We start from the raw sequence: 24,312 nt of genomic DNA, 5'->3' as shown, positions 1-24,312 counted from the left end.
GAAGACGCAGAGATCAGGATGACTGGCCTTCCGGATACAGAGGTGGCAGCGCTGAATTGCTCTGCTTCGTGTTCTGTTGCCTGATGGCCTGAATACTCTGTAACAGTGCCTTTCTATCCCATTGTTGTGGTTTATCGCTATATTGACTCGATAACATGGCATCAATTTGCGGTTGAAGACCGGATTTTCTGAGATAAATGTCTGCCGGCACGGCGGGACTATGTTGTTTGCCAGCCAGAAATGCCCACTGTCTGAGCGCTTTTTGTACCTCTCCCGGTGCACCGGACTGAATGACTTTTTGCAGCGTATTAAACGCCTGCTTTTCGTCATTGCCTGCAGAGCCGCGCCCATCTGATGGCTTTTCACCTTGCATCACCGGACGACGTCTGAAGTAAATAACAGTAAAAATCCAGCCGGCAAGCGTCACTATCCATAATGCACAGACAATCCACAGCAGGGTATCGTTACTTTCTGCCGGTGCAGATTGCGGCACCGTTCCTTGAGCACCTTGCGGTATATCCGGCTGTGTAGCGGGGGCGGGCAGGGCTGTATTATCAGATTGCGCCTGAGTAAGCGGTGCAGACTGAACTGGCGTTGCCGTTGCTGAAGCCGGCGCTACGGTAATTTTCTTCGCCGGTAACCGGGCAGTTTCCGTTTTACCGGTCAGCACATTAAACCAGGGCACAGTTACCTCAGGTAGAATGAAGTCGCCGGCCTGAGTGGGGATCATCGCCAGTGTCTCGACCCGCTGGGCGATGAGCGTATTGTTTTTGTTTACGGTAGCCGTACTGGCCTGGTCAGGGTAGAGCTTGAATCCGGGCGGATACATCTGAGGTAGTTCAGGTAACTGCTCTTCCACTACACCCATTGCTGTCAGGGTGATAGTGCGGGTAACCGGTTCACCTACAGTAAAAGACGATTGTTGCGGCCACTCTTCGTTCAGTGACACATATTCGCTGGGTAACCAGTGGTAATCAATATCAGCAGGCACGGGCTTAACGTGAATAGTAATATCCGGACCGAGGCGGTTGATTTGCTTTGTGCGGTTGAAGAAACCAAAGCGGGTATTCGGATCCTGAGCCAGAACTTCACCGGCGAATACCGGTCCCTTAATAGTAAATTCGCCTGAGCTTTGCGGCACAATTGCAAACGTACGCTCAATAACCTGATACCGCTTACCGTTCACAATATCAGAATATTGCTTGTCGTCACCTAATTGCTGAATTTGCGCATCTTTAAGTTCCGGTGCCTGCAGGCTGCCACGTTCAATATTGGACGCCAGATATAATTTGGCAGTGTAAAGTAACTGCTGGTGAAGATAGACCTCACTGGTGTCCACATCCGTCGTCAGATAATAATCTCTGGCGGGTTCATCCTGACCGGCTTGTACCGGAATCACGTTTACCGTCAAAGGTTTTGTTTGTTTTCCTTCTACAGTCAGCGCAGGAATCGTAAAGTTACCTTCACCACGGGGAAACAGAGTAGTCGTCCAGGTAACGGTTTCTTCTTTATCAAAATTGATAATACGTGTTTGTGTACTCACCGATGTGCGGCCAACCACAAAGTCTTTCAGTAAGGGGGAGCTGTCGAATGCTTCTCTGGCAGGATCGCCCTGAGCGGTGACAGTTAATTGTATCGCTTCGTCCACCATCACCGGGTTTTTATCAATGGTTGCTTCAACCCGGGTGACGTCAGCCAGGGCCGGATGTGCCAGGCACAGAAAGAGAAAGATTGAAAAGAGAGATTGTTTCATTACCACTCGCTCCGGTTTGATGGCGGTCCCTGACGACGTCGTTGTTGTGCTTCAAGTTGCATTTTGCGTTTAAGCAGAAATGCAGGATCATCAGGGATTTTCTTCATCAAATTATCCAAACGTTGCATTTTTTCTTTTTCTTCGTCTGTCAGTTCGCCGGTCTGAGCCTGCGCTGACTGATTTTGCTGCTGTTCACCTTCTTCTGCCTGTGCAGGAGACTGTGACTCACTTTCTTTGCTTTCCTCTTCCTGACCGTCAGCTTGTTCATTCTGCTGTTCCTGGCCGGGCGACTGAGACTCTTCATCGCGATTTTCGCTCTGTTGATCTTCTCCTTCACCGCCTTGCTGTTGCTGGTCACCGGAAGATTGTGACTGATCGTTCTGTTGCTGTTCGTCGCTGCCGTTATTCTCATCATTCTGACCCTGCTGGCCGTCCTGAGGCTGCTGGTTATCCCCGTTCTGATCCTGCTGGTCCTGATTTTGTTGCTGGTTTTGCTGCTCCTGCTGTTGCTTTTCCTGCTCCTGTTTCATTTGCTCAAGCAGGGCTTTATTGGCTTTCGCATCAGCATGCTCCGGATCCCGCTTTAATACTTCATCGTAACGGGCAATGGCGTCATCCAGCTTCCCCAGTTGCGCCAGCGCATTGCCCTGGTTGTACACGGCATCTGTACTGTCTGAGCGGGAAAATGCATCCAGTGCCTGCTCATAATTACCGGACTCATAAGCTGCTGCACCTTGCCATTCCGCAGATTTGAAGGTATCAGCAGCGGTACTAAAATTGCCAGCGTCGTATTCCTTTTCTCCCTGCTGGTCGGCATTCAGAAACGGCGTTTCATACCAGGTGATTACAGGAGTTTCTGCTTCCGGTTCCCCGTCTGTGGCCGGCCCGCTGGCCTGTGCAAAGACCGGTTGCGGCGTGGCTGCAAGCAATGGAACCAGTAATAGGGTGAGTACAACTCCGCGACGGAAAGCGTAAGCGGCAACGGGTAAAATCATCAACAACAGCCAGGGGCCCAGCTCTGCCCACTGATCGCCATCCTGAGACGTTTGTTCTCCGGTTTCTTCTGCGTTGTTGTGCAGTAAATTCCGGCCTGTAAGACGTTTAATATCACCGTCGCCTGCAGACAGCTTGCTGTACGCACCGCCTGATGCACTGGCGAGATTTTGCAGTTGCTGACCCCGTAGTTTGGGGATAACAATCTGACCGCGCTGATCTTTTAATAACTGCCCGTCAAGCTGACGGATTGGCGCACCTTCTTCCGTGCCTACGCCTAAAATATTGACCGTATAAGGCAGTTCACTGATAAGAGAGCGCAGATCCTGAGCCTGTGGCAAGGTAATACCGTCGGTCAGCCAGTAAATATTCCCTTGCTGATAGCCGGCGTTTTGCAGCAAGTCTGCCGCTTCCTGAATGCCCCGGTAAGGATCACTGCCGGCGACAGGCATAATCTCAGGGCTTAAACCGGGTAACAGGGCAACCAGGTTGCCGGCATCCGCAGTCAGCGGACTGATAGTGAATGCATCACCGGCGTAGGCGACCAGTCCCGTTTCGCCTTCATCAATGCTGTTTATCAGATCAATCGCTTTATATTTGGCACGGGTTAATCTGTCCGGCGACACATCGGTTGCGCGCATCGACAGCGACATATCAATGACCACCACATGGCCTTCCTGCACCTGAAAAACAGGCTGGGGCAAACGCTCCCAAACCGGTCCTGCAAGGGCAACCACACAGATAAACCAGCACAAAGCAAGAAGACTGAGCGGAGCCTGCTTTCCTGCAACGGCTTTGCCGGCAATCAGATGCTTGTACAGGTGAGATGGAATAACACTTTGCCAGCCTGACTGACTGCGGCGATATTGCCTGATAAGCATTATCAGCAGACACAGGGGGAGCAGGGCGGCAAACCATTCCGGGCGGAGAAAATGAAAATCGTGAACAGGAAAATTCATGCTTGTCCTCCTGCGCGTGTACGGCCGCTTATCCGGTACCAGATATTTTTAAAGCAATATAGCAGCGCCGGTAATACTGTTAACAGTAAGGCCAGTGATAAGGGATAAAAGAACAGGGCAGTGCGTGGACGGAGTTTTCTTGCTTCCCCTTCGACGGGCTCAAGTTTGTCCAGCGTCTCATAAATACTGTTCAGTTCCTGTACATTGCGGGCACGGAAATACTGACCACCGGTAGATTCCGCAAGATCAGTGAGCATATCTTCATCCAGTTCCTGAGAAGGGTTGACCTGACGGCTACCAAAAAAGCTGCGGATGAGCATTTTATCTGCCCCTACGCCAATGGTATACACTGTCGCGCCACTTTCAATTGCCAGTTCTTTAGCCTGCTCCGGTGTGATATTTCCTGCCGTATTCTGACCATCGGTCAGCAGAATAACCACTTTGTTGGAGTCTTCACGTTTTTTAAAACGTTTTACAGCAAGGCCAATAGCATCGCCGATAGCCGTTTGCTCCCCGACCAGACCAATGACAGATTCATCCAGCAGGGTAGCAACGGTCTGACGGTCGTAGGTAAGCGGTGCCTGAAGGTAAGCGGTGTCTGCAAACAGAATTAAACCGAGACGGTCGCCGACACGGCGTTCAATAAAATCGTGGAGGACAGATTTTATCATGACCAGGCGGTTCACCTGACGGCCGTTAACTTCCATATCATCAATTTTCATACTGCCGGACAAGTCCACCGCGAGCATTAATTCCCTGCCTTCATTCGGGATACTCACCGGTTCGCCGAGCCATTGGGGGCGGGCAGCGGCGCAGACCAGTAAAGTCCAGCTTATGATGGCAATAAGCGTCAGCCACCGGGAGCGGCCGGGTTTATTCACAGCGCTTTCGCTACCCGGAATTAATGCGGGCACCTTAAGTGCCGCGCCCTGAGAGCGTGGCTGTGCCGGAAGCAACATAAATAATAAAGGTAACGGAAGGGCGAACCATGCCCACCACCATGCAAATTCAAACATTGCGGGCTGACTCCTTTACAGAACTGCGTAAAGAAAAGGTATAAATACGCGCTTTTCGCACCCATAACAGGGCAGCGGATTTCATCGCTTCTGCCTGTTCCGGTGTGACGCCTTGCGGACGGTACATGTTACTGTTCGCCGGTGAAAATCCTGCGGTAAATGAGCCGCGTTCTTTTTCGGGCAGGGCTGACGTTAAGTAATTTAGCCATTCTTCTCCCGACCCGGATGAAGCCATTGCCTTTTCATCATAATGACGGCTGACCCGCTTCAGGATGGCATTGATATTTGCCGGGGCAGTGCTTACTTGCGTATCTGTGCTGGCAAGGAGGGTGAGAGCTTCCCGTTTCGCACCGGTAAACCTGCGGTGTTTCCGCCACATGATGACGGCACTGATAAGAATAATAAGTACAACAGCAATCAGCGCCCACCAACCCCAGGCAAGCGGCCACGCGCTGACTTCAGCCGGTGTGTGAATAGCTTTTAACTGATCTAACGGATTTTGTCCGGCAGGAGGTGTCATCGTGGCTGCCTCCCCAGCATTTCAAGCTGTTGCTCCAGGGGTAAACCGGCGGAAACCTGGCTGAATTTGATCATCTTCGACTGGAAGAAGCTCTCAATACCCGTTCTTACTTCTCCCCGCCACTGACTGTATTTCTTACCCAAGGACTTATCGCCCAGCAGCCAGCTTTGTTCATCTGCGCCATTGGTCACGCTGACTTGCTGAGATACCGCTACGTCGGGCAGATGGGAATCCATGGGATCGCCTACGCGGATAGCATGTACGTCGCAATGTCTGGCGAGATGACTGAGGGGCTGTTCTGCGCCTTGCTGCAGGTTTTCAAAATCGGAAATTAAATAAACCAGGCTACCCGGTCTGGCTAAACGGCGTAGCCTGAGGCAGGCATCTGAAAATGCCTGTGACGTCTGTGCGTCTTTTTGAGCGGCCCCCTGTTGCACGCGGATCAATTCGTGACACAGAGATAACACAGCACGCTGACGGGAAAGCGGCTTACATTCCCGGTGCATGGTGTCGTTAAAAATAAATGCACCGACTTTATCGCCCCTTGCGGCGGCAGACCAGCTCAGCAGGGCGGCGATATGGGCAGCCTGAACAGATTTCAGCAGCAACTGACTACCAAACTGCATGCCGGCGGTTAAATCGCATAAAATAAACACCGGCCGTTCCCGCTCTTCACGGTATATTTTCGTGTGGGTTTTGCCTGTGCGGGCGGTGACCCGCCAGTCGATTGCACGGATATCGTCGCCCGGCTGGTAGTGCCTGGCTTCATCAAACTCCATGCCTCTGCCTTTGTGCCGGCTCAGGTAACCACCGGACATCAGCGCCCTGGGCGGTGTAGCCGGTTTCAGATTTAGCAGTTTGGTTAGTTGCTGGTAACGGATCAACTCACTCAGCGACAGGTTTACTCCGTCGCTTTTCAGTGCCGCCAGCGTATCATGTACGGCGTTCATCAGCTTAAGGTACTGCCACCAGGTTTAAAATGTTGTCCAGTACCTGATCCACAGTAATGCCTTCCGCTTCGGCTTCGTAGGACAAAATAATCCGGTGACGTAACACATTATGTGCCACAGCCTGAATGTCATCCGGCCCGACGAAATCACGTCCGGCCAGCCACGCGTGGGCACGGGCACAGCGGTCAAGGGCAATGGTGGCCCGCGGGCTTACACCAAATTCTATCCAGTTCGCCATTTTTGCATCAAACGCTTCAGGCGTCCGGGTCGCCATAACGATCTGAACCAGGTATTGCTCCAGTTCCGGTGCCATATGCAAAGACAAGGCAGCATTTCTGGCAGTGAATATATCCTGCTGGCTCAGAGAAGGTGGTGCAACGGTGGCTTTTTTCAGCTCTTCATCGCGGGTAAGGCGCAGAATCGACAGCTCAGTGTCAGCGCCCGGGTAATCAATACTCACGTGCATCAGGAAGCGGTCAAGTTGAGCTTCCGGCAACGGGTACGTCCCTTCCTGTTCAAGGGGATTTTGCGTGGCCATGACAAGGAACAGAGGCGGTAACGCATAAGTTTTATTTCCCACTGTAATTTGACGTTCAGCCATGGCTTCTAACAGCGCAGACTGCACTTTGGCAGGCGCCCGGTTAATTTCGTCAGCCAGTACCAGGTTATGGAAAAGGGGGCCCTGCTGAAATACAAACTCACCGGTCTCAGGACGATAAATGTCTGTTCCGGTTAAATCTGCCGGTAACAGATCAGGGGTAAACTGAACACGGTGAAAATCGCCGTCAATACCATGAGCGAGTGCATTAATCGCCCGGGTTTTTGCCAGCCCCGGCGGGCCTTCAACCAGCATATGTCCATCGGCTAAAAGCGCAATCAACAGGCTTTTCGTCAGTTCACTCTGACCAATAATCTGGGAGTCTAAATAAGTATGAAGTTGTTGAAACTGCTCTGCAGACATAGTGATTTAATCCACTTTTATTTTTTGAAACCAGCGCACATTTACGTCGACCGGATAACTGGGCACTCAGTCGTACCTGTGTTCTGTGCAACCTTGCAAATGAACCGTCAGGACAGACAACGCAATGCAATCTTTTACATAGCCGGATGAGTACCTATACATAATAAGGCCCGAATCCTGCGCTTCAAGCCACCGGCGTAAATTTATTGTATAGCCGTTAATGGGCTTTGTGATGTTCTTAAACTACATTAGTTTCAGGCTCTTGGATAAGCTGGCAATTTTTCAGGATGAACTGCCTGCAGGGGAAATTTGCTATTTTGTTCATTGTTTGTAAAAATCTAACTCTTTACAGGTCTGACCACTTAGGGTCATTTAATTCAGGTGCAACATGACAGCTAAACAATCAGTCACAACCCGTAACGGTGACAGAATCGCGATAGTCGCAGGATTACGTACGCCATTCGCGAAAATGGCAACGTATTTCCACGGTGTGCCCGCCGTTGATCTGGGCAAGATGGTGGTCAATGAACTGCTCATCCGTAATGGCGTATCACCGGAGCTGGTGGATCAGGTGGTGTATGGACAAGTTGTGCAAATGCCGGAAGCGCCCAACATTGCCCGCGAGATCGTTCTGGGTACAGGCATGAGTGTGCACACTGACGCTTACAGCGTGTCGCGCGCCTGCGCTACCAGCTTTCAAAGCACGGTTAACATTGCCGAGAGCATGATGGCCGGTACCGTAGAAGTTGGTATTGCCGGTGGTGCCGATTCAACATCTGTATCACCAATTGGCGTGTCGAAAAAACTTGCCCGTGCACTGGTGGATCTGCAAAAGGCAAAGACAGTCGGTCAGAAGTGGGCGATTGTTAAAAAGCTGGGATTAAAAGATTTAATGCCTGTGCCGCCTGCAGTTGCAGAATATTCCACAGGCTTGTCCATGGGGCAGACAGCAGAGCAGATGGCCAAGACTCACTGTATCTCACGACAGTCTCAGGATGAACTGGCACACCGCTCTCATTCTCTGGCGGCAGCAAGCTGGAATGAAGGTAAGCTGGATAATGAGGTAATGACGGCCTATGCAGAGCCGTTCAAAGGCGCGCTGGGTAAAGATAACAATGTTCGTTTTGACTCAAAGGTGGAAGGCTACGCCAAACTGCGCCCTGTATTTGATAAGAAATACGGCTCTGTGACGGCCGCTAACGCAACGCCGCTGACTGATGGTGCATCTGCAGTACTGATGATGACGGAAAGCAAAGCTAAAGCACTGGGTTATACCCCGTTAGGCTACATCCGCAGCTATGCCTTCGCAGCTATAGATGTGTGGGAGGACATGCTGATGGGACCGTCTTATGCCACGCCAATGGCGCTGGACAGAGCCGGTATGACGCTGAACGACCTCACTCTGATTGAAATGCACGAGGCATTTGCAGCCCAGACACTGGCCAATGTGAAAATGTTTGCCAGCGACAAATTTGCAAAAGAAAAACTGGGTCGTGATAAAGCTACCGGTGAAATCGACATGGACAAATTTAACGTGATGGGCAGCTCTATCGCCTATGGTCACCCCTTTGCTGCTACCGGCACCCGGATGATCACCCAGATGCTGAATGAATTACAGCGCCGTGGCGGCGGAAGCGGATTGCTGACCGCATGTGCTGCCGGTGGTTTAGGCGCAGCCATGATTGTGGAGACAGAATAATGAGCGAACAGGAAAATCAGGACGTGGTTATGAGTGATTCATCTGCCAAAGCATTTACCCTCAAAAGACAGGACAATGGTGTTGCCATTCTGACGATGGATGTCCCGGGCGAGTCAATGAATACGCTGAAAGCGGCTTTCGGAGACGAGATTTCTGCGGTACTGGATGAAATCGAGAGCGACAGCAGCATTAAAGGTGTTGTGCTGACAAGCGGAAAGCCTTCTTCCTTCGTTGCCGGTGCTGACATCACTATGCTTGCAGCCTGTGAAACCGAGGCTGATGCCAGAGCACTGGCGGCTGGTGGTCAGGCTGTGTTTGATCGCATTGAGAATATGAAAGCCACCTTCGTTGCCGCTATTCATGGCCCTGCGCTGGGTGGTGGTCTGGAGCTGGCGCTGGCTTGTCATTACCGTATTTGTACTGATTCACCAAAAACACAGTTGGGCTTGCCAGAAGTTCAGTTAGGCTTGCTGCCCGGCAGTGGCGGAACCCAGCGGTTACCGCGCCTGATTGGTGTACAACAGGCAATGAAAATGATGCTAACCGGCGCTCCGGCCCGTGCTAAGCAAGCGAAGAAGTATGGGATTGTTGATGACATGGTACCGCAAAGTGTGCTGCTTGATGTGGCTGAACAATTTGCGCTTAAAGCAAAGCCACACCGTGATGCCCCGCAAAAAGGCCTGGTGAATAAAGCCCTGGAGCAAAATCGTTTCGGCCGTAATCTTTTGTTTAAGAAAGCCAGAGAGCAAACTTTTGCGAAAACAAAAGGCAACTATCCGGCACCGGCGATGATCATTGATGTCATTGAAACCGGTCTGAATGACGGTATGAAAGCCGGGCTTAATGCAGAAGCTGATGCCTTCGGTAAGCTGGTGATGACTCCGGAGTCATTCCAGTTACGTCAAATTTTCTTTGCCACCACAGAGATGAAGAAAGAACATGGTGTGGAAGGCGTAAAGCCTGCCAAAGTGCATAAAACCGGTGTACTCGGCGGTGGCCTGATGGGCGGTGGTATTGCTTATGTAACGGCAACCAAAGCCGGTGTCCCTGCACGGATCAAAGATGTTCGTGAGGAAGGTATCGCCAATGCGATGAAGTACAGCTACGACATTCTTAACAAGAAAGTGAAAAAGCGCTTCATGCTGAAAAGTGAGATGCAAAAACAGCTTTCCTTACTCACCGGAAGTCTTGACTACCGTGGTTTTCAGGACGCTGACATTGTGATTGAAGCGGTATTTGAAGATCTTGCTCTGAAGCAACAGATGGTGGCTGATGTTGAAGCCAACTGCAAAGTTGAAACGATTTTCGCTTCAAATACATCCTCCATTCCGATCACCGACATTGCTGCGAAGGCACAACGGCCGGAGAATGTTATTGGCCTGCATTACTTCTCTCCGGTAGACAAAATGCCGCTGGCGGAAGTTATCGCTCATGACAAAACGTCAGACGAGACTATTTCAACCACCGTAGAGTTTGCCCGCAAGCAGGGGAAAACCCCGGTAGTGGTGAAGGACGGGGCAGGGTTCTATGTGAACCGTATTCTTGCTCCTTATATGAATGAAGCGGCCTGTTTACTGCTGGCTGGTGAGCCGGTGGAGTATATCGACAAGTCACTGGTGAAATTTGGCTTTCCTGTGGGGCCGGTTAAGTTACTGGATGAAGTCGGCATTGATGTCGGGACCAAGATTATCCCGTTTCTGGTTGAACAGTTTGGCAGCCGCTTCGAGGCGCCTGCGGCATTTGACAAAGTGCTGGCTGATGACCGTAAAGGGAAAAAGAATGGTAAAGGCTTTTATTTGTACGAAGGTAAGAAACCCGGTAAGGAAGTGGATGATTCCATTTACGCCGTGCTTGGTGTGACCCCGTCGAAGAAACTCAGCGAAAGGGCCATCGCGGAACGCTGTGTACTGATGATGCTGAATGAAGCTGCACGTTGTCTGGACGAAGGTGTGATACGCAGTGCCCGCGACGGCGATATCGGGGCAATCTTTGGTATCGGCTTTCCGCCATTCCTTGGAGGGCCTTTCCGCTACATGGACACATTGGGACTGGATACCGTAGTCAACAAGCTGACGCAACTTGCGGGCAGTGTTGATCCGAAATTCACCCCGGCTGAATGTTTACAGGAAATGGCAAAAGAAAACAAAACGTTTTACTAATGTTTTAATAGTGTTAAAAAGTCGGGCTTTGCCCGACTTTTTTGTTTTAAGCGGTGTTTTAACTGGCTTTCGTGGTCAAAATAAGTACACTGCAACCGGTTTGGTTATTTTGTAGTCAATTTTTTGGCGTAGTTAATCAAGAGGTTATTTTTCCTATGATGGTTTTTCTGGCTTTAATGGTGTTTGGGTGTTGTGCTGCGGGATATTACGTTGCAGCAATGAAAGCCGGAATGAATGCGAAACGCTGGGCAGTAGGTGGTTTATTACTGGGGCCGGCACTTTTCCCGCTGTTTAATATGAAGCGGTACTTACTGTGGCGTGAAATTACAGGGTATCGTGGACCAGTATTTGCCGCTTAGCCTTAAATGGCTCTGTATCGCCTTCCGTGGCGAATTTCAGGCATAAAAAAAGTCAGATTGTTCTGACTTTTTTTGTGTTGAGACCCAAATTAGTCTAAATCACAAGCATTCAGGTGAGCGCAAGGCTTCATCTTCTGAAACTGAGTCGTGGCTTCCTGTTGTTTCTCAACAGGCTTGGCGCCTTCTTCTACAGTTGCAGGTGCAGTTGTGGAAAGTGCTAGTGCTACAGCGGCTGCTTTTAACATTATAAATATCCTCTGATTTTTTATTTGAACAAACAACACCGTTCTCGCCGGTGCACCAGAGATATAGCTATATGCGTGCCAATCTAAACCTTTAGTAGTATTAAAGTTTTAAAACTCTTATTTTTCAGTAAGTTAAATGTGTTATTTTTAAACTGAATTTTGATGGTGGCAGAAAAAAGATTTGCTATAAATTAAGATGTGTACTACGCCTTATTTTTGACGCAGGGGAGATCAGTAAGAATTCTGACCGATGAGGTTGTAAAGCTTTTGATTTTCCTGAAGTAATTTCTCAAATCGTTCAGCATTCAGTGGTTTTGAGTACAAATAACCCTGTAACATTTCACATTCGTAGCGACGTAAAATCGTCAGTTGTTTTTCCTGTTCCACACCTTCAGCGACCACTTTTAGCCCCAGATTATGGGCAATATTGATGATAGCGGCAGCCATATGCCGGTCTGTGCTGCTTTCTGCAATGTCGTCAATGAACGCTTTATCGATTTTCAGTGTATTCAGCGGGAAGCGCTTAAGATACGCCAAAGAAGAATAGCCTGTTCCGAAGTCATCCAGTGCCAGGTGAATGCCCCGGTCCCGCAGACGCTTCATCATTTCCAGACCCTGATCCGGATTCTCCATCAGCGTGCCTTCGGTAATTTCACACTCCAGATGGAGCGGGGATAATCCTACTTCCTTCAGGATTTGTTCAATCCGGTCGTCCAGGTTTGGCAACTCAAACTGCTTGGCAGAAATATTCACCGCTACACGGCCGGAGAACAAGCCGGCGTTGACCCAGCGTTTGGTATCTGCACAGGCCTTACGCAGTACCTGTTCACCAATTTCAACAATTTGCCCTGTTTGTTCTGCCAGCGGAATAAACTGCCCCGGACTGACAATCCCTTTTTGCGGGTGTTCAAAGCGCACCAGGGCTTCCATACTCACCAGCTTACCCGAGGCAATATCAACTTTAGGCTGGTAATAAACCGTGAACAGATCGTCTTTAATGCCCTGACGGATGAGGTTTTCTATCTGCAACTGGCGCACGGCGTTCTGGTTCATTTCACCACTGAAGAACTTATACGTATTACCACCATTGTTTTTCGCAAAGTACATAGCGGTATCTGCGTTTTTCAGCATTTCCTGAGGTGTTTTACCGTCATCAGGATAAAAGGCGATACCGATACTGGCACCAAGTACAAATTCCTGCTTATTAATAATGAAAGGCCGTGACAGGTTATCCAGAATGTCCTGTGCATAATGGGTAATAGTGTGGATGTCTGCCTGATCTTCCATCAGAACACTGAATTCATCACCGCCAAGACGGTAACAGGTTGCCGTAGTGCCGGTAATACGCTGTAGGCGCTTGGCGATTTGCTTAATCAGCACGTCACCGGTCTGGTGGCCAAGGGAATCATTAATCTTCTTAAAGTTGTCCATGTCCAGACAGAGCAGGGTATGAGACGCTGCTTTACGGACCAGGTTTTGATGGCTGGCCTGGAAGAAAGAGCGGTTGGGGAGCTCTGTCAGCGGGTCGGTATTCGCCAGCTTCAGCAATTCTTTTTCTGTGCTTTTACGGGATGTGATGTCAGAGAATACACCCACAAAATGACTGATACGGCCATCGTCATCATGTACGGCATCGATATTCAGTTCCATCTCGTAGCGCTCACCGTTCACCCGGGCTGATTCGACTTCGCCAAACCAGTTACCTTTAGTGCGCAATGTTTTCTTAATTTCTTCGGTAAAGGCATCCGGATATTGGTTAAAGTACATGTACGAAGCCAGTGCCTGATCACGGCTTTCTCCGGTATAACCGCAATAGGCGTTATTGACCGAGATGTAACGGAAATTGGTGTCGGTAATGAATACCCCTTCGGAGATATTCTCAATAGATCGTTTGAACAGGTTTAACTGTTCTTCTGCTTCTTTCAGATGATGAATGTTTTTCAGCGTACCCGTCATCCGCATGGGTTGCTGATTATGATCACGCTGTACCACCTTGCCGCGGTCGAGTACCCAAATCCACGAGTTAGAAAACGTTTTCGCCCGGTAGGCCAGCTCATAAAATTCAGATTTACCTTCCAGATGGGCTTTTAAGGCTTCCTGAACACGCATGACGTCATTGGGATGAATATTGGCATCATAAGCACTGGACGTGCGGATGTTGTCCTGAGGGAAATCCAGTGTGCCCCATGTGTTGGCACGGTAAACCTGACCACGGTAAACGTCCCAGTCCCAGAGTTCATCACCAGAGCTCCACAGGGTAAGTTTCAGCCTTTCTTCCGACTCCTGAATGGCTCGCTGACCCTGCTTACGTAACTGGTACTGGCGCAGAATGTAAAAGAGTACGGAGAGTGCTATAAAGGCGTAAAACACCAGTGCTGCACTGTGTAACCAGAAAGGCCGGCCAACAGATATTTTAAAGCTGGTGCTGTCAGACCAGGTTTTATCTCCTTCCTTGGCCTGCACTTCAAAGACATAATTGCCGAAAGGCACGTTATTAAATTGTGCCAGTCTGCTGGTATCAGCCGGAAACCAGTCATCTACATTTCCTGTCATACGATAGCGGTACACCACATCTTCAGGAGTGACGGGATTAATCAAGCCAAAAGTGATACTAAAACGGGATTGCTCGTAATCCAGAGAATACTCAGACTTCTCTAAAATGCTGGTATCAGTCGATTTTGTTTCATCATCAAAATCACTAATTGAAGATGAGCCAAAAATTTTGAGATCAAAAAGATGTGGTGGACGTGTTTGAGAAGTCTGAACTAAATCATTTTCAATAAATGTTTTGGTTAGAATATTAAATCCTTTCGAACCGGCAAAAACCAGTGCTTCATCAGAGGTAAGTAGCGCAGCCCTTTCACTGAACTCATTATATCCCAATGCTTCTTTAGAAATATTATCTTTGGATTCAAGAGTGAAAAGATCTACCCGCGTTATACCTAAGCGGTTGGTGTACCACACTGAACTGTCACGGCCCTGAGCAGAAAAGGTTACTCCTGCATCCTGCACAACTTGCTGGCGGTCTTCAATCTCGAGACTATGGGCATTTATTTTAATAACTCCGTCGTAAAAAGTGGTGACCCAGTAGAAATTTCGCCAGTAGTAAACATTCACAGCTCTGAAGCTGCTATTTGACGGGTCTTCAATGACTCTGACGACCTTACCGGCAACGGGGTCGAAGACCAGAATTTTATCAGGTGTAGATACCCAAAGCCTTTCCTCACTGTCCGTGAATATAGGAAAAACGAGAGTGTCACCTTGTGTAATTTGGTATTCTGTTGAGAGAGCTTCCAGTTCGCTGATACTTTCTGCTTCACCTAGCATTGAACTGGGTATCGAGGTCAATTCACCATTATTTAAACTTAGCCAGACGTATTTGCCATCGAAGTAAAGACTCTCCACAACCTGGTTTTTGAAAAGTGTTGTAATTAAATTAAACTTTCCACTTTTATGTTCGTAAATTAACAGGCCGCTCGTGCTTGCAATCCAAAAGTAGCCATTGTCATCTATAATCAAATCCCAAAGGTTACTTTTTAAATTTTCGATAAAATAGTCAATTGTTCCAAGATCCCGGTCAAACTTACCCAATCCTTCATTTTGCGTGACAAACCATAGATCACCATTCGCATCTTCATCGATGGCCCAGATGGTTGACGAGATGGAAGCTTTCTGAAATTCTTTTCTGTTTTCAAACGTGCGGACAGCACTGAGTTTAGGCTGGTATCTGAATAAGCCGGAATAGGTGCCTACCCACACACTGCCATTGCTGTCTGCCTGAATAGAAAAAATAATTTTCTGAGTTAGACCGGTAAGTTCTGCGCTTTTCTGGCCTGCTGCGATGAATTGTCTTTTCCTGAGGTCGTAGATAGCCAGTCCTTTGAATGTGCCTATCCAGACGATATCTCCGACCTGTGTCAGTGTAGACGTGGTAGCTAATTTAACTGGGTGGTTGTCTTCTGAACTGCCCAAATAAGAGATTTCCCCGTTGTTGGCAATCTTTGTAATTCCGTCCCCCGTCGCCAGCCAGTATTCCCCGTCGATAACCTTAATGTCATGCACACGGTTTTGAGCGACTGAATAACCATAAGGATTCACCTTTGAAAGCGGGAATATCTGATCACTGTTTTTATTCAGAATGAAAGCACCGTGATTTCTTGTTCCTATCCATAAACGGTGTGCTTCATTATAAATAACCAGCATATCATCGGGTAACTTTGTGCCACGAAAAGCCGGGATCAGTACCTTCCCATCGGGTTGCAGGCGATAAATTTCGTCATAGGTACTGACAAGCAAGCGACCGTTTTCGTCTGCTATTATTTTTCTGATGTATTTAGATTTTGACGTATTGGCTTCAAAAGCGATGACAGTAAAGTCGTCAGTTTGAGCATTGTATTTCGCCAGGCCCTGGTCCGTACCTACCCAAAGCGTACCTTTATCATCGATAAACAGATCGTTTATCCATGTCGAAGGCAGAGAGCGGGGATTTGAAGTCTGAGGGTGATACTGTTTAGCACCTTCTGAATAACCGGTATAACGGTGCAGGCCGGTGAGTGTGGCAATCCACAAGCTTCCGTTCTTGTCTTCAACAATATCCAGAATACTATGGTCTGAAATACCATCTTTTTGCGAGATATTCTGGAAGTAAATGTCTGTGATTGATACAGCCTTACTCTCCGCACAGAGTAGATACCCCGGCAGCAGAATGCAGCTGACAAAAATCCAGATTAAGGTTGAGCGCACCAATACACCTTTGGCCGTATTATTTTATCGTTTTAATTACGTTTATTATCGGCAGCATCCATTCAAACCGAAGGTTCAATATGCCGAAATCAGCCAATATCTACAAGTTTTTTTCCGGATAGGGGACAGAGGAGGTTAATTCTTGTCCACTTTAAAGTTTACACCCTATTTATCGTGAAAAATCAGTCAAAATAAGGTGTTTGCTTTTTGAACGATGACAGGTCGCTGAGCAATCTGTCCTGAGGTACATCGATACCTTTGAATTTACCGGGTGCAAACAATACCAGTTCGCCGAACAATCTTCGTTTGGCCAGCGCGTTGGCGTAGTCCTGTATATCGGTAAAAGACAGTCTGCAGATCAGGTCGGCAAGCTTGCTGTTCCTGTCAAAACCATGATCCTGAATGCCCAGGCTTACCCACAGCCTCTGTGATTTCATCGACAGTGATAAATCACGCTCTTCCATCTGTTTTAGCAGATTCTTTTGAATCGTTGACCAGTAGAACCGGTAAAAATCAATTTCATTAAGTTGCTCAAACAGAAAGGAGGTCATTTCTTTAAGCAGAACTTCCGGTTCGTGAGACGGACTTTGAATGTAGAAAGCCATACCCGGATGCTGATTATGTGGCACATAGCCGGTGCCGACCACGTACCCGAGTTGCTTTTCTGTTCTGAGTACATTGAAAAACGGGGCGGCGAGCATTTGTTCCAGCACCATACACATGGCGGTGTCTTTCAGGCTGTTTCCCGGCGCCTGTAAATAAAGCACTACTGCCGCGTCATCGTGTTCACATATGACTTCGTGATAGAGGGCTTCGCCAACAGGTAATTGGGTCACAGCGCGGGACAATGGCTGACAACCGGCGCCGGGACAGGCACCTTTTAAATGCTCTGCAAAGGTTGAGGCTTCTTCTGCCGGCCAGTTGCCATGCATAAAGCTCTCGACGAAATATTTATTCAGCGCCTGCCGGCAAATGTCTGTCATATTTTCGAAAGAACATTCACGGACTGCCTTAAGCAGTTCCACCGGCGCCTGGGTGTTGCGCTGAACAATCACGCTGAGCCGTGAAAACAACCGGTTGGTAGGCTTATTCATCAGGGCATTTTCAAGGGTCTGAATCTGCATGGCTTTCAGACGCTCAAATTGGGATGCTTCAGGCATAAATTGATGGATAGTTTCCAGCAGCTGACCAGCCAGCTTGACCTGATGATTTGAAAATCCGCGGGTATGGAGGGTAAAACCAGCCTGATGCCCGTAAATCCGGTAATGCAGGCCGGCAATTTCTGCGCGGTAATATTTCGCCTGCAAATGGTCATTCAGCGCTGCGAGCCAGATACGTTTTGCCGCTACTGCAATCAGGTTGTCAGTAAATGCAGGTGCATCGAAAGAAATATAAATATCGCCTTTCGGGCTGTGGAACTGGTTGTCCTGCGCAAACCAGAATGCGAAATGTTCTTCTCTGACCAGTGCTCCTGGCAGTAAATAATCATCGCCCGGAATAGTAAGGTGATAATCATCACCCAGATAAGGATTGGGCGGAGGTAACTGTAAACCGTCGTAAGCTTCCGGCTCTGCCAGCTTGTGCAATAAGTCCTCAGGCAAAGGGCGCATCTGATAGCGGGCGTTATAGTGCCGGCACACCGAATCTGTGGGAAGGTCCGGCGCAATCATTTTTACCCGCATTGTACGGGGGGTAAAAAAGGACAGTGCGTGTTCCAGCTTCTGCTTGTCAAAACTGTCGATAATGATTCTGAAGAGCTTAATTTCTTCGCTGTCAAAGGTGAACAGATGCTGGGAATATTCACAAACAATACTTTGCAGCTTGGGATTCTCTTCATACTGATAAGCCAGTGCGCCAAGATGCGCTTTTTCCTGATACCGCCACTTCTCATCAATGCTGTTTTTAATGAGCCTGACGAATGCAAATAAGGCTTCCAGTATGCTGTCTCTGTTGTTCAGACCTTCTTCGGTTAACTGAAAGCTGACATTGAAATCTTTAAAGTCATCGCCTTCAATCCCGCTGCCTGCTATCAGATTGGTGACCCAGTTTTTAGCCTTCAGACAGGCCAGTAAGCTGCCTTCACCTTCATCGCCGATGAGATGACTTAAATAGTTAAGCGGTTTGGTGCGGTAATCCAGATGGAGTCCGGGCAGAGCAAAGGTGACAATCATCCGCCGCGCGGTTTGCAACGGAATGATATTAATATCTACCGCAAGTTGTTCTTCGTTATAAAGTGGCGGCCATTCTTTTGGCGCTTCTTCACCCTGACGGAATGCACTGAAGCTCTGCTGTGTCAGTTCCAGCACATCTTCCGGATCTTCACTGGTAAAAATGGCCAGGCACATATTGCTGGCAGTGTAGTACTGACAATGATAACCCTGTAACGCTTTATGCAGTTCATCTTCCGGTAAAGAGCGGAAAATATTGGCATTGCCTACAGAAAATTTACTGAAGGGATGGGCCGGATTCGCGGTTTCTTTATGGATTTGATAAAGACGGCGCAAATCATCTTTACGTTTAAATTGAAATTCCGCCTCGATAGCGTTGATTTCTTTATCCAGAGTGTCTTTATCTAACAAAGGGAGTCTGAGCATATCTGCAAAAGCGGGAAGAATGCGTTTGAGTTCCGCGCTTCTGCAATGAAAATGGTAATTAGCAAACTCAGTGCCGGTCCAGGCGTTAATACTGCCGCCTGCACTGTCCACCATATCATTAATGCTGTTGGGCTTAGGCAAGTGGCGACTGCCAAGAAACATCATGTGCTCGAGGAGGTGAGATAAACCTTCACACTGTTCGGGATCATAAAAATGGCCGGCACGGACAGACATGGAAACATAGGTGGAGGGTGTCAGTTCATGCTGGTAAATCATGACCCGCAGGCCATTTGGAAGCGTATGGAAAGTGGCTTTTTCCAGATTCAGTGGTGTTGTCAAAATGCTCTCTTTATTTATGTTTTTTACTGCATTTCTTAAAAGGTAACTTTCCGGCGCTTGCGCTTCCTGAATTGATTACACGTCCGTATCACCTAAAGTCTTACATATTTATACTAGGCTAGTCTTTTCCGGTCTGCTATGGTTACAGTGTAGTCTTTCATCATATTCATTAAACTATGCCACGTCAAAATTCCAACGCCGACATTTTATTGTTTATCATGCGCCACGGTGAGGCGGAATCATTACGGGTTGATGACAAAAGCCGGCAACTTACCGATTATGGAAGGGCTCAGGCATCAGTCAGTGCTAACTGGCTTATTGATAACTACTGCCAGGACCGGCAAATAGATCTGGCTCTGATCAGTCCTTACCGTCGTGCTCGTCAAACATTTGACATGGTCAGTCTGGATATCAGTGCTAATAAAACGGAGTTGTGTGAAGACATTATTCCGGAAGGCAATCCAAAGCTCGCACACGACTATGTAGACACCCTGTTCACCGCTACACAGAGTAGAAGTCAGCCTGTTGAACGTATGCTGCTAGTCAGCCACATGCCCTTTGTCAGCTATTTTCTTGATGAGGTGTGTGTCATACCCAGTAACAGCCTGTTTGCCACCGCTTCAGTTGCTGTCGTCCGCTATAATGTGCAGAAACAGCATGGCGAACTGCTAGCACATTTCCAAGGATAACCCTAAGCCAAAGATTCTTAAGGCTTTCTCAATAAAATCAAAAAAATGCTTCAGAAGTTGGTTTATTAACCGATAAACAGGTTAGTGAGAGTGTAACCAGCTGCGCAGGGCAGTATTCCTAATGACGACCAAATCTATTCCGGATTTGCTCCGTCGATCTCTGGAGAGTCATATGGCGGAAGCCGATCTCAGAGATGATGAGGAGCTAAAAGATATCCTAGGCAAACTGAATGTGTTGTCGGGTAAAGTTGCTGCGGCGAAAGCGCAGGTACTGGCCCGCAGAGCGCAGGCCAAAGAGAAATCAGAGTAAATTAAATATCTGAAGCGTTATCCCGCGGCTCAGTGAAGTATTCGGGTAGGATACGCACGGTTTTCACCATATTGTCTTTTATATCCACGATCTCCATAGGATAACCGGCGAGACGCACACTGACCTGATTTTCCGGAATTTCTTCCAGGTACTCCAGAATAAGACCGTTAAGGGTTTTCGGGCCGTCAACAGGCAACTTCCAGTCCATTTCCTTGTTTAAATCACGCACGTTAGCACTGCCATCTACCAGCACACTGCCATCCTGTTGAATGTTCGCTTCTTTACTGTGATCCGGCACCATGGACGTGGTGAAGTCACCGATGATCTCTTCAAGAATATCTTCCAGCGTGACCAGGCCCATAATATCGCCGTATTCATCGACCACCAGAGCAATACGTTCTTTTTCTGCCTGGAATTTGTACATCAGAGTATGTAGTGGAGTGGACTCCGGTGTGAAGTAAATTTCACGCACTGCGCGTAGCAAACTCGACTTAGTGAATTGATCTTTTGATAACAGACGAAGGGCGTCACGACAATGCACGAAGCCCACGGCATCATCAATGCTGTCACGATACAGAAGTACACGGGTATGCTGGGCATGGGTAAGTTGCTTCTGGATTTTCTTCCAGTCATCGTTGATATCGATAGCGACAATGTCTGCTCTGGGAACCATGATATCTTCGGCGGTGACATTCTCTAAATCAAGAATACCCACCAGCATATCCTGGTGCTTTTTCGGAATCATCGTGCCGGCTTCGTATACCACCGTCCGTAATTCCTCCCGGCTCAGGGAGTCATCGTTACCATTTGTCGGATTAATACGCAGCAGGAACAAAATACTGTTAGTGATGGAATTGATGAGTGCAACAAACGGATAAAGTACAAATAGCAGAGGCAGCAGAATGACTGAGCTCGGGAACGCGACTTTTTCAGGGTACAACGCTGCCAGTGTTTTCGGTGTGACCTCGGCAAATATCAGCAGGACCAGAGTAAGGCCAAATGTGGTTGCAAAAAATCCCCAGTAATCGCCAAACAGGCGGGTACAGATAATTGTTGCGATAGAAGACGCCGCAATATTCACCAGGTTGTTACCAATCAGGATCAGGCCGATGAGACGGTCAGGACGTTCAAGTAACTTTTGCACCCGTAAAGCTGCACGGTTACCTTCGTTTTGCAAGTGTTTGAGCCGATAACGGTTTATCGACATCATGCCTGTTTCAGAGCTTGAGAAATAGGCAGATAAAAAAATCAGCACGCCAAGTGCAATAAATAGCGTACTCGTTGATATGTCGTCCAAAAATTCGGGTTCCTTTACCTGTGTGGACTATCCAATTTAGTTATTCAGACAGCGGGTTTCAAGTGTAAGTTAATGAATCTTTATTATAACTGGTCTTTTTCGGGCATTTTATCTGCATTTTAAGGCATTAATAAGCCTTTAAAGCAGTATTTCTCTGACAAAGCGGCTTCCAAAATAAGCGAGTGTGAGCAGCATCAAACCAATAACGGTGAGTACGATAACCTGTTTGCCGCGCCAGCCCCAAATATGCTGACCGGTAAGCAGGACAATATAAACTGCCAGGGCAATTATCGACAGGACAGTTTTATGGGCATACATGGTACTGAACATATTGTCGAGGAAGACGAACCCGCTTACCAGCGATAAAATCAGCAGGAATGTGCCGACAAGCAGTAGCTTAAACAACATGCCCTCTACCAGCATTAACGGAGGTAGCGGCGAATTCAGCAGAGATGCGCCTTTCTGTTTCAGCTTAAACGTAATAAACGACATTTGTAGCGCGTAAAGAAAAGCGATCACCAGCGTGCCGTAGGCAAATAACGAAAGGGTAATGTGGATAACCAGACCAGGCTGCATTTCTATGTGCATGATATGACTGACCGGCAGTACCTGAGCGGCCGCAATTGTCATCGCAGAAAATCCAAACACCACGGGCAGCAGAATGATATTAGGCATGACCGATGCGCTGATAAGCATAGATACAGTGATGAGCCAGGATACCAGTGACAATACATTGGTAATACTCATGTTCTGGCCAGGGGCAATAACAATGGCCTGTGACAGGTAGCATATATGGGCAGCCGCACCTGCCAGAGACAGGATCATTGCCAGTTTCTTGTTTGGTGTTTGCTGATTGACAATCTTGCCCATCAAAAGAAAAGCGGCAGCAAGATAAAAAATTATGCCGGCTACGGCAAATACGGTGGTCATCCCAATTCCTGTACGAAGGGGTGCTGTGTGACTTTTTCCTGCACCCGTTTTACTGGCTGTATTGATACTGCAAGTGCAAAGGAAATTCAACCAGAACCATTGTTTTTACACAGATTAAGACAATATAAACAGAGAAACACATATCAAGGTTCGTTGTGAACGCCTTTTTCGCTATAATGGCGGGAATAATGAGTTAACCGATTTGAAGAAGCTGCCTTATGTTTGAGAATTTATCTGAACGCCTTGGTCAGACGTTACGCAACGTTAGTGGCCGTGGCAGACTGACCGAAGACAACATTAAAGACACGCTCAGGGAAGTGCGGATGGCACTGCTTGAGGCGGACGTTGCCTTACCGGTAGTCAAAGAGTTTGTCGCCCAGGTCAAGGCCCGTGCTGTAGGCACTGAGGTGACCAAAGCCCTGAAGCCCGGTCAGGTCTTCATAAAAATTGTACAGTCTGAACTTGAGTCTGTCATGGGGGAGGCCAATGAAAAGCTGAACCTCTCTGCTCAGCCACCGGCGGTCGTTTTGATGGCAGGTTTGCAGGGTGCCGGTAAAACCACCAGTGTGGGTAAACTGGCTAAGTATCTGACTGAGCGCGAAAAGAAAAAAGTGCTGGTGGTCAGTGCGGATATTTATCGTCCTGCGGCAATCAAGCAGCTGGAAACACTGGCTACAGATGTGGGTGTGGGTTTCCATCCTTCCTCTATTGAACAAAAGCCCATTGATATTGTTAACGGCGCCATCGATGCGGCGAAAAAACAATTTTACGATGTACTTTTAGTGGATACAGCCGGTCGTTTGCACGTTGATGCAGACATGATGGATGAAATCAAAGCGCTTCACGCTGCGGTTAAACCTGTTGAAACCTTGTTCGTGGTAGATGCCATGACCGGTCAGGATGCGGCAAATACAGCGAAAGCCTTCAATGATGCATTACCGCTTACCGGTGTGATCCTGACTAAAGCCGACGGTGATGCCCGTGGTGGTGCCGCGTTGTCGGTGCGTAAAATCACCGGCAAACCCATCAAGTTCATTGGTATGGGTGAAAAGGTTGATGCCCTTGAGCCGTTCCATCCTGAGCGTATTGCCTCGCGCATTCTGGGGATGGGTGATGTACTCAGCCTGATTGAAGAAGTTGAGCGTAAAGTTGATAAAGACAAAGCGCAGAAACTAGCGAAGAAAGTTCAGAAAGGCAAAGGTTTTGACCTTCAGGACTTTAAAGAGCAGCTTGAACAGATGCGCAATATGGGCGGCATGATGGGGCTGATGGACAAGTTGCCGGGTATGGGCGGCATGGCTGACAAAATTAAAGATCAGGCCAATGAAAAGCAGTTCAATCAGATGGAAGCCATTATCAATTCCATGACGCCGGCTGAACGCGAGCGTCCTGACATGATCAAAGGCTCCCGCAAACGTCGTATTGCTGCCGGTTCCGGTACGCAAATTCAGGATGTTAACCGTCTGCTGAAGCAATTCACCCAAATGCAGAAGATGATGAAGAAAATGTCCGGCGGCGGCATGAAGAAAATGATGCGCCAGATGAAGGGCATGATGCCTCCCGGCGGAATGGGTGGCATGGGCGGTGGCGGCGGAATGTTCCCGCCACGGTAAGCCACAGAGATAAAACGAAAAAGAGACGGCATGCCGTCTCTTTTTTTATTGGGCCGATGGTCATTTCCCGTGTTATAACATGACACAAATCTGCGCCCACACCGACATTGTCTAATGTCAGAGTCTGATTCGCCATTACATCCCGTGAGGGCCACACTTGCTCCAATCAGCAGAGCCAATAGT

General features: G+C 48.3%; 17 protein-coding genes. 6 read left to right on the top strand and 11 right to left on the bottom strand.

Annotation, left to right across the window (positions count from 1 at the left end; translation table 11 throughout):
* Positions 1-13 precede the first annotated feature (13 nt).
* From ACXAH4_RS15395 to ACXAH4_RS15370, 6 genes are read right to left on the bottom strand one after another with little or no spacing between them, the layout of a single operon-like run.
* Positions 14-1,753, bottom strand: a complete 1,740-nt coding sequence (locus tag ACXAH4_RS15395; protein WP_474844763.1) for a BatD family protein — start codon at positions 1,751-1,753, stop codon at positions 14-16.
* Complete coding sequence (locus tag ACXAH4_RS15390) at positions 1,753-3,705, bottom strand: vWA domain-containing protein (RefSeq protein ID WP_474844764.1); 1,953 nt, start codon at positions 3,703-3,705, stop codon at positions 1,753-1,755. Before ACXAH4_RS15390 ends, ACXAH4_RS15395 begins: the two co-directional genes overlap by 1 nt.
* Complete coding sequence (locus tag ACXAH4_RS15385) at positions 3,702-4,721, bottom strand: vWA domain-containing protein (RefSeq protein WP_474882532.1); 1,020 nt, start codon at positions 4,719-4,721, stop codon at positions 3,702-3,704. The genes ACXAH4_RS15390 and ACXAH4_RS15385 overlap by 4 nt, the downstream gene beginning before the upstream one ends.
* Positions 4,714-5,241, bottom strand: a complete 528-nt coding sequence (locus ACXAH4_RS15380; RefSeq protein WP_474882530.1) for a DUF4381 domain-containing protein — start codon at positions 5,239-5,241, stop codon at positions 4,714-4,716. The genes ACXAH4_RS15385 and ACXAH4_RS15380 overlap by 8 nt, the downstream gene beginning before the upstream one ends.
* Positions 5,238-6,191 (bottom strand): DUF58 domain-containing protein, encoded by a 954-nt coding sequence (locus ACXAH4_RS15375; RefSeq protein ID WP_474882528.1) that lies wholly within the window; start codon positions 6,189-6,191, stop codon positions 5,238-5,240. Before ACXAH4_RS15375 ends, ACXAH4_RS15380 begins: the two co-directional genes overlap by 4 nt.
* 4 nt (positions 6,192-6,195) lie before the next feature.
* Positions 6,196-7,152, bottom strand: a complete 957-nt coding sequence (locus tag ACXAH4_RS15370; RefSeq protein ID WP_303575015.1) for an AAA family ATPase — start codon at positions 7,150-7,152, stop codon at positions 6,196-6,198.
* 388 nt (positions 7,153-7,540) lie between these two features.
* Here ACXAH4_RS15370 and fadI point away from each other — a divergent pair, with 388 nt between their 5' ends.
* The 3 genes from fadI to ACXAH4_RS15355 all read left to right on the top strand — a co-directional run bounded on the left by fadI (position 7,541) and on the right by ACXAH4_RS15355 (position 11,369).
* The gene (fadI, locus tag ACXAH4_RS15365) at positions 7,541-8,851 is read left to right on the top strand and encodes an acetyl-CoA C-acyltransferase FadI (protein WP_474882526.1); all 1,311 of its coding nucleotides are present in this window, start codon (positions 7,541-7,543) and stop codon (positions 8,849-8,851) included.
* Complete coding sequence (fadJ, locus tag ACXAH4_RS15360) at positions 8,851-11,010, top strand: fatty acid oxidation complex subunit alpha FadJ (protein ID WP_474882524.1); 2,160 nt, start codon at positions 8,851-8,853, stop codon at positions 11,008-11,010. The genes fadI and fadJ overlap by 1 nt, the downstream gene beginning before the upstream one ends.
* A gap of 155 nt (positions 11,011-11,165) precedes the next feature.
* Positions 11,166-11,369, top strand: a complete 204-nt coding sequence (locus tag ACXAH4_RS15355) for a hypothetical protein (RefSeq protein ID WP_474882522.1) — start codon at positions 11,166-11,168, stop codon at positions 11,367-11,369.
* 89 nt (positions 11,370-11,458) lie between these two features.
* Here the strand turns inward: ACXAH4_RS15355 and ACXAH4_RS15350 are convergent, their stop codons facing one another.
* The 3 genes from ACXAH4_RS15350 to ACXAH4_RS15340 all read right to left on the bottom strand — a co-directional run bounded on the left by ACXAH4_RS15350 (position 11,459) and on the right by ACXAH4_RS15340 (position 19,290).
* Positions 11,459-11,614, bottom strand: coding sequence for a hypothetical protein (locus ACXAH4_RS15350; protein WP_474882520.1), 156 nt, complete (start codon positions 11,612-11,614; stop codon positions 11,459-11,461).
* A gap of 231 nt (positions 11,615-11,845) precedes the next feature.
* Positions 11,846-16,357 carry an EAL domain-containing protein gene (locus ACXAH4_RS15345; protein WP_474882518.1) on the bottom strand — a complete coding sequence of 1,504 codons (4,512 nt, stop codon included), beginning with the start codon at positions 16,355-16,357 and terminating at the stop codon, positions 11,846-11,848.
* A 182-nt stretch (positions 16,358-16,539) separates the two neighbouring features.
* Positions 16,540-19,290 carry an insulinase family protein gene (locus ACXAH4_RS15340; RefSeq protein ID WP_474882515.1) on the bottom strand — a complete coding sequence of 917 codons (2,751 nt, stop codon included), beginning with the start codon at positions 19,288-19,290 and terminating at the stop codon, positions 16,540-16,542.
* Between the two features lie 176 nt (positions 19,291-19,466).
* On the opposite strand from ACXAH4_RS15340, the gene sixA reads away from it, so the two are divergent.
* Together sixA and ACXAH4_RS15330 are read left to right on the top strand one after the other, a co-directional pair.
* Entirely contained in the window at positions 19,467-19,979 is a 513-nt protein-coding gene (gene sixA, locus ACXAH4_RS15335; RefSeq protein ID WP_474851116.1) for a phosphohistidine phosphatase SixA, read from the top strand.
* A gap of 121 nt (positions 19,980-20,100) precedes the next feature.
* Positions 20,101-20,289: a hypothetical protein gene (locus ACXAH4_RS15330; RefSeq protein WP_119500773.1), complete on the top strand. Its 189-nt coding sequence runs from the start codon at positions 20,101-20,103 to the stop codon at positions 20,287-20,289.
* A gap of 1 nt (position 20,290) precedes the next feature.
* On the opposite strand, the gene ACXAH4_RS15325 is transcribed toward ACXAH4_RS15330, so the two are convergent.
* Positions 20,291-21,586 carry an HlyC/CorC family transporter gene (locus ACXAH4_RS15325; RefSeq protein ID WP_474844774.1) on the bottom strand — a complete coding sequence of 432 codons (1,296 nt, stop codon included), beginning with the start codon at positions 21,584-21,586 and terminating at the stop codon, positions 20,291-20,293.
* Positions 21,587-21,724: 138 nt separating this feature from the next.
* Positions 21,725-22,516 carry a cytochrome C assembly family protein gene (locus ACXAH4_RS15320; RefSeq protein ID WP_474844775.1) on the bottom strand — a complete coding sequence of 264 codons (792 nt, stop codon included), beginning with the start codon at positions 22,514-22,516 and terminating at the stop codon, positions 21,725-21,727.
* 218 nt (positions 22,517-22,734) lie between these two features.
* Here ACXAH4_RS15320 and ffh point away from each other — a divergent pair, with 218 nt between their 5' ends.
* Positions 22,735-24,129: a signal recognition particle protein gene (gene ffh / locus ACXAH4_RS15315; RefSeq protein ID WP_474844776.1), complete on the top strand. Its 1,395-nt coding sequence runs from the start codon at positions 22,735-22,737 to the stop codon at positions 24,127-24,129.
* The last annotated feature ends 183 nt before the right edge of the window (positions 24,130-24,312 follow it).

The sequence above is a fragment of the Alteromonas sp. ABV2_168 genome (genome assembly GCF_056161165.1).
Note: the sequence above shows the minus strand (reverse complement) of the source record. Positions and strands in the feature narration are given on the sequence as shown.